This window comes from Pseudomonas sp. UV AK001 (genome assembly GCF_046097675.1).
Classification (GTDB): Bacteria; Pseudomonadota; Gammaproteobacteria; order Pseudomonadales; family Pseudomonadaceae; genus Aquipseudomonas; species Aquipseudomonas kribbensis.
The window spans coordinates 1-980 of record NZ_JBJUVZ010000025.1 but is presented as its reverse complement, the minus strand read 5'-3'; the positions used below and the strand labels follow the sequence as shown (position 1 = coordinate 980).

Genomic DNA, 980 nt, shown 5'->3' with positions numbered 1-980 from the left:
TCATCCGTACCGTCGCAGACGATCACCATGCCCGAGTGTTGCGAGAAGCCCATGCCGACGCCGCCGCCGTGGTGCAGGGAAACCCAGGTCGCGCCGCTGGCGGTGTTGAGCAAAGCGTTGAGCAGTGGCCAGTCGGACACGGCGTCCGAGCCGTCCTGCATCGATTCGGTTTCGCGGTTCGGGCTGGACACCGAGCCGGAGTCGAGGTGGTCGCGACCGATCACGATCGGCGCCGACAGCTCGCCGCGACGGACCATTTCGTTGAACGCCAGACCGAGCTTGGCGCGCTGACCCAGGCCGACCCAGCAGATCCGCGCCGGCAGACCCTGGAAGCTGATGCGCTCGCGGGCCATGTCCAGCCAGTTGTGCAGGTGGGCGTCGTCCGGGATCAGTTCTTTGACTTTGGCGTCGGTCTTGTAGATGTCCTGCGGATCACCCGACAGCGCCGCCCAGCGGAACGGGCCGATGCCACGGCAGAACAGCGGACGGATGTAGGCCGGTACGAAACCCGGGAAGTCGAAGGCGTTTTCCACGCCCTCTTCCTGAGCCATCTGACGGATGTTGTTGCCGTAGTCGAAGGTCGGGATGCCTTGCTTCTGGAAGTCCAGCATGGCTTTGACGTGGACGGCCATCGATTGCTTGGCGGCCTTGATCACAGCGGCCGGTTCGGTCTTGGCGCGGGCGCGGTATTCGTCCCAGGTCCAGCCGGCCGGCAGGTAGCCGTTGAGCGGGTCGTGGGCGCTGGTCTGGTCGGTGACCATGTCCGGGCGCACACCGCGACGGACCAGTTCCGGAAGGATTTCGGCGGCGTTGCCCAGCAGCGCGATGGAGATCGCCTTGCCTTCCTTGGTGTACTTCTCGATGCGCGCCAGGGCGTCGTCGAGGTCTTTGGCCTGCTCGTCGACGTAACGGCTTTTCAGGCGGAAATCGATGCTCACCTGCTGGCATTCGATGTTCAGCGAGCAGGCACCGGCCAATGT

The 980-nt window shown here is 64.8% G+C and carries 1 protein-coding gene; it reads right to left on the bottom strand.

Features of this window, described 5'->3' with window-relative positions; genetic code table 11:
- Positions 1-980: urocanate hydratase (gene hutU / locus ACKLNA_RS29100; protein ID WP_408987845.1), on the bottom strand; the 980-nt coding region annotated here is incomplete at both ends.